This is a genomic window from Nocardia sp. JMUB6875 (assembly GCF_041154655.1).
Taxonomy (GTDB): Bacteria; Actinomycetota; Actinomycetes; order Mycobacteriales; family Mycobacteriaceae; genus Nocardia.
The window spans coordinates 1-5,212 of sequence record NZ_BAAFGR010000304.1; the positions used below are offsets into that span (position 1 = coordinate 1).

At 70.1% G+C, this 5,212-nt stretch carries 5 protein-coding genes; 3 read left to right on the forward strand and 2 right to left on the reverse strand.

The genetic code is table 11. From position 1 onward, the window contains the following. A partial coding sequence (locus ACAM49_RS38665) for a LysR substrate-binding domain-containing protein (protein WP_369640479.1) occupies positions 1–550 on the forward strand: 550 nt, incomplete at its 5' end. A 42-nt stretch (positions 551–592) separates the two neighbouring features. Here the strand turns inward: ACAM49_RS38665 and ACAM49_RS38670 are convergent. Further along, positions 593–2,125: an NAD(P)H-hydrate dehydratase gene (locus tag ACAM49_RS38670; RefSeq protein ID WP_369640483.1), complete on the reverse strand. Its 1,533-nt coding sequence runs from the start codon at positions 2,123–2,125 to the stop codon at positions 593–595. 167 nt (positions 2,126–2,292) lie between these two features. On the opposite strand from ACAM49_RS38670, the gene ACAM49_RS38675 reads away from it, so the two are divergent. Then, complete coding sequence (locus ACAM49_RS38675; RefSeq protein ID WP_369640480.1) at positions 2,293–2,718, forward strand: cupredoxin family copper-binding protein; 426 nt, start codon at positions 2,293–2,295, stop codon at positions 2,716–2,718. 88 nt (positions 2,719–2,806) lie between these two features. Here ACAM49_RS38675 and glmS read toward each other — a convergent pair whose 3' ends face one another. Next, positions 2,807–4,675 (reverse strand): glutamine--fructose-6-phosphate transaminase (isomerizing), encoded by a 1,869-nt coding sequence (gene glmS, locus ACAM49_RS38680; protein ID WP_369640481.1) that lies wholly within the window; start codon positions 4,673–4,675, stop codon positions 2,807–2,809. Between the two features lie 101 nt (positions 4,676–4,776). On the opposite strand from glmS, the gene ACAM49_RS38685 reads away from it, so the two are divergent. Then, positions 4,777–5,212, forward strand: a 436-nt coding sequence (locus ACAM49_RS38685; RefSeq protein WP_369640482.1) for a dienelactone hydrolase family protein, incomplete at its 3' end; no start/stop codon positions are given.

The following is a 5,212-nucleotide window of genomic DNA, read 5'->3' on the forward strand; positions in this document are numbered from 1 at the left end:
GGTCACCCTCAGCCGCGACCACCCCCGCCTGGAACTCCTTGTCACCGAACTGGATCCGGCCGCCGCTCCCGCCGCCCTCCGCGCCGAACCCCTCGCGGTACCCCCCCTCCAGGAATACGACTACGTCCCCCTCGCCCCCGAACCCGGCCTCGACACCGAAGCCCTCTTCGAGGAGACCGTCCACCTGGCCACACTGACCTCCGAAGCCGCTCCGGAACCCCTTGCCGCACATGCCGATTCCCAATGGATCGCGGGCACGCCCGGCACGCTCTGCTACGAGATGACCGTCCGCGCCTGCCTGGCAGCCGGATTCACGCCACGCATCCGCCATCACGCCGATGACTTCGGCACCGTACTGGCCCTCGTCGCCGCGGGCCAGGGCGTGGCCCTCGTCCCCGATCTCGGTGCGCTCGCCGTTCCCGAGGGCGTCACCCTCACGGCCTTGCCGACCCGTCGGCGCACCCACCTCGCCTACCGGCGTGGCACGGGCGACCATCCGGTCATCGCCGCCGCCCGATCGGCGCTCCAGGTAGCGGTCCGCTCGGACTGATTTGCGGTCCGTTTGGACGGGCTTGAGGTCCGTTCGGACCGATCAGGCTTCGGCGAGTTCGCGGAGGGTGCCGATGGCCTCGCGGAGGTGGGAGAGCAAGGGGGAGGCGGAGATTGGGGATCCAGCCGCGGTGGCGGAGTGGGCGGCGAGGTTGGCGGCTAGCGCGTGGGCGCGGGCGGCGGCCGCTGCGGCGAAGGGGGGATGGAAGCCGTGAGCCAAGAGGGCGGCGATGATGCCGGAGAGGACGTCGCCGGAGCCCGCGGTGGCGGCCCAGGAGCCGCCCGCCTCGTTGACGATGGTCGGGAAGCCGGGACTGGCAATCAGTGTGGCGCGACCCTTCAAAAGGACTGTGACTTGCCAGGATTCAGCGAACTTGCGGACGGCGGCAACACGGTCAGGGCCTGGTTCGGAGCCGGTCAGACGGGCGAACTCCCCGGCGTGCGGAGTGAGAACAGTGGGGGCCGTACGGCCCGTCACCAGGTCCGGCTCGGCGGCGAGGACGGTGAGGCCGTCGGCGTCGACCACGACGGGAAGGTCGGTGGCGAGGATCTCGGCCAGGCGGTCACGTGCGGCGGCATCGGTGCCCGCGCCAGGGCCGAAGACCCAGGATTGCACGCGGCCCGTAGCGGAAATGGATTCGGCGGCAATCACTTCCGGAAAATGAGCAAGGACCTGGGCCGCACCGGTGCCCGCGTAGCGGACCATGCCGGAGGTGGCCGCGATCGCGCCACCCGTGCACAGGACGGCCGCGCCGGGGTAGGTGGCGCTGCCCGCGCAGACTCCGGTGACGCCTTGGGTGTACTTGTCGTCGGACGGGCCGGGAACCGGCCAGGCCTTCCCTACGGTGTGTGGGTCCAGCGCGATCAGACCGGCCGAAGGCAAGCGTAATCCGATGGGCACCAGTTCGACTCGGCCACAGTGCGGGGCGGCCAGGGCGTGCACCGGCTTGCAGGCGCCGAAGGTCACAGTGACATCGGCGGTGACGGCGGGCCCGGTAACCGCCCCGGTGTCCGGGTCGACGCCGCTGGGCAGGTCCGCGGCGATGATCGGGCAACGCACGCCCGCAACCACTTCCGCGGCCACCGGGCGCAGCGGTCCACGACCCGAGATGCCGACGATGCCGTCCACGACCAAGTCCGGTTCGTCGAGCAGCTCACGAACCGGCCAGGGCACCTCGAGGCTGGTGTACATGTGGATGAACTCGCCCGGCGGCATCCGGTCCCCACGGAGTTCGTCCGTGGACGCTGGGGCACTCACCACACGGCCACCGGTGCGACGCAGCGCGGCCAGGCCCTCGGCGTGGGCGCGCTCGGGTGAGAACAGGATCGCGCGCACTGCGACCCCACGCCGCCGCAGGAACGAGCCCGCCCAGAGCACGTCGCCGCCGTTGTCGCCGGAGCCGACCAGCAGAGTGACCCGGCGCCCCGCGACTCCGCCGGAGCGTTCACGCAGTTCCCGCGCCACCACCTCGGCGAGCCCGAAGGCGGCGCGCCGCATGGGCATTCCGGCGGGGACCCGGGTGAAAAGTTCGGCCTCTGCGGCCCGCACTTCGTCGGCCGTGTAGTAGTCGCTCACCGCCGGTGCGGTCATGGTTCGCCTCCCGGGACTGGACCGTGTGGGCCCGTCGTCGACAGCGGCCCAACCTGCCTGCGCTTGTGGACACTACGCCCGTCGGGTCACGGCGCTGGTCAGGGCGGGTGCCCGCGAATGGTCGGCTATCGGCGGGGACTAACCTGGCCGACATGTCGATCCGTCGCCAGTCGTCCTCGCGTGCCCTGCTTCTCGTCGCCGTCGTGGCGGGAGCGCTAGCGGTCGGGGGCTGCTCGTCGAGCTCGGACAAGGCCGCGACCTCCACGACGGCGGGCCCGGCGACAACCTCGGCCGCGGCGACCTCGACCGGTCCGGCCGCGGCCGCCGCGGTGACGGTCGAGGTGAAGGACATGAAGTTCTCGCCCGCCGATATCACCGTCAAGGCCGGGGACACCGTGACCTGGAAGTTCGATGATCGCGCGCCGCACGCCGTGCAGGGCATCGGGGACACCGCGATCGGCATCAACAGCCCGATCATCCACAAGGGCGAGTACAGCCACACCTTCACGACTCCGGGCACCTACCGCTACCTGTGCCCGCTGCACCCGGACATGAAGGGCACCGTCACTGTGCAATAGCCCGTCATCCCGGCGCGCTTCTTGGCCGGGATCCATCCTCGCCGGGGTGGATTCCGGCCAAAAGCACGCCGGAATGACGGGGTTCGGCCTATTCGACGGTCACGGACTTCGCGAGGTTGCGGGGCTTGTCCACGTCGTAGCCGCGGGCCTGGGCCACCTCCGCCGCGAAGATCTGCAGCGGAACCGTGGACAGCAGCGGCTGGTACAGCGTTGGGGCCGAGGGGATTTCGATCAGGTGGTCGGCGAAGGGGCGCACGGTGTCGTCGCCCTCCTCGGCGATGACGATGGTGCGCGCGCCGCGGGCCTGGATCTCGCGGATATTGCTGAGCAGCTTGGAGTGCAGCACGGCGCGGCCCTTGGGTGAGGGCATGACCACGAAGACCGGCAGCCCGTCCTCGATGAGGGCGATCGGGCCGTGCTTGAGCTCGCCCGCGGCGAAGCCCTCGGCGTGGATGTAGGCCAGTTCCTTGAGCTTCAGCGCGCCTTCGAGGGCGACCGGGTAGCCGACATGCCGCCCCAGAAACAGCACGGTCGGTACGTGTGCGAATTCACGCGCGATCTCGCGCACCCGCTCGGCCGACTCCAGCACCTGCGCAACCAGTTTCGGCATGGACTCCAGTTCCGCGAACTCGCGCGCCACCTCGTCCGGATACTTGGTGCCGCGCGCCTGCGCCAGCGCCAGACCGACCAGATAGTTGGCCGTGATCTGGGCCAGGAACGCCTTGGTGGACGCGACGCCGATCTCCGGGCCGGTGCGGGTGTAGAGCACGGCATCGGACTCGCGCGGAATCTGCGCGCCATTGGTGTTGCAGATGGCCAGTACTCGCGCCTTCTGCTCCTTGGCGTGCCGCACGGCCTCCAGCGTGTCGGCGGTCTCGCCGGACTGGGAGATGGCGACCACCAGCGTGGAGCGGTCCAGAACCGGGTCGCGGTAACGGAATTCGCTGGCCAGCTCGACCTCGACGGGCAGCCGCGTCCAATGCTCGATGGCGTACTTGGCCAGCAGGCCCGCGTGATACGAACTGCCGCAGGCCACCACGAAGATCTTGTCGACCTCGCGCAGCTCCTGATCGTGCAGCCGCTGCTCGTCGAGCACGATCTTGCCGTTGGCGAAATGGCCGATCAGCGTGTCCGCGACGCCCTGCGGCTGCTCCTCGATCTCCTTGAGCATGAAGTAGTCGTGGCCGCCCTTCTCGGCGGCGGCCAGATCCCAGTCGATGGTGAACGGGCGGGTGCGGACGCCGTCGGTCTTGCCGTGGAAGTCGGTGACCCGATAGCTGTCGGCGGTGATGACGACGGCCTGATCCTGGCCGAGTTCGACTGCCTCCCGGGTGTGTTCGATGAAGGCGGTGACATCGGAGGCCAGGAACATCTCGCCCTGGCCGACGCCGACCACCAGCGGGGTGGAGCGGCGGGCGGCGACAATCGTGCCCGGATGGTCGGCGTGCGAGAAGACCAGGGTGAACGCGCCTTCGAGGCGGCGGACCACGGCGAGGGCGGAGGCCACGAAGTCACCGGCGGTGTCGCCCTTGGCGTAGGCGCGGGCGACCAGATGCACCGCCACCTCGGTGTCGGTATCGCTGCCGAGTTCGACCCCGGCCTCCTCCAGTTCGCGGCGCAGCGGGGCGAAGTTCTCGATGATTCCGTTGTGCACCACCGCGACCCGGCCGGTGCGGTCGCGATGCGGGTGGGCATTGCGGTCGGTGGGCGCGCCGTGCGTGGCCCAGCGGGTGTGGCCCATGCCGGTGGACCCGGTGAAACGCCCGCTGCCGCCGTCGGCGAGCTCGGCCTCGAGATTGGCCAGGCGGCCCGCCTTGCGCTCCACGGCGAGCCCGCCCGCGCCGTCCAGGATCGCGACTCCCGCCGAGTCGTAACCGCGATATTCCATGCGGCGCAACGCATCGACCACCACGCCGAGCGCATCCCGGTACCCCACATACCCCACGATTCCGCACATGGGCCCATAGCCTAACGGGATAACCCGGATGCACGAATCCGAGTCGATGTCCGACCGGGCGAAACGCCCCAAGTACATCTCGATCGGATAGGTTCTAGTCCGTGTCGGCGTCTGTGAAATCGCTCCTGAGCACTCTGACCCTGCGTGGCCCGCACGAGGTGCTGCGCGGGAATCTCGGCATCGCCGGGTTGCCCGGGGTGGTGTTCACGCCCGGGAAGGGGCTCAACCTGCCCGCGGTGGCCTTCGGGCACGGGTGGCTGACCGGCGTCGGCAACTACCGGCGGCTGCTGGAGCACCTGGCCTCCTGGGGATATGTGGCCGCCGCGCCCGACACCGAACGCGGACCGATTCCCTCGCACCTGAACCTGGCCACGGATCTGCTGACCACCCTGGACATCTGCACCGGCGTGCGGCTGGGCGCGGGCAATATCAGCGTCGACCCGCGCAAGCTGGCCCTGGTCGGCCACGGCATGGGCGCGGGCGCGGCCGTCATCGCCGCCTCCCAGCGCGAGGTGGCCGCCGTCGCCGCCCTGTACC

Excerpts from the sequence above, each read along its gene's own strand:
- ACAM49_RS38675 (WP_369640480.1), top strand. The coding sequence starts at position 2,293 with ATGTCGATCCGTCGCCAGTCGTCCTCGCGTGCCCTGCTTCTCGTCGCC.
- glmS (WP_369640481.1), bottom strand. The coding sequence starts at position 4,675 with ATGTGCGGAATCGTGGGGTATGTGGGGTACCGGGATGCGCTCGGCGTG.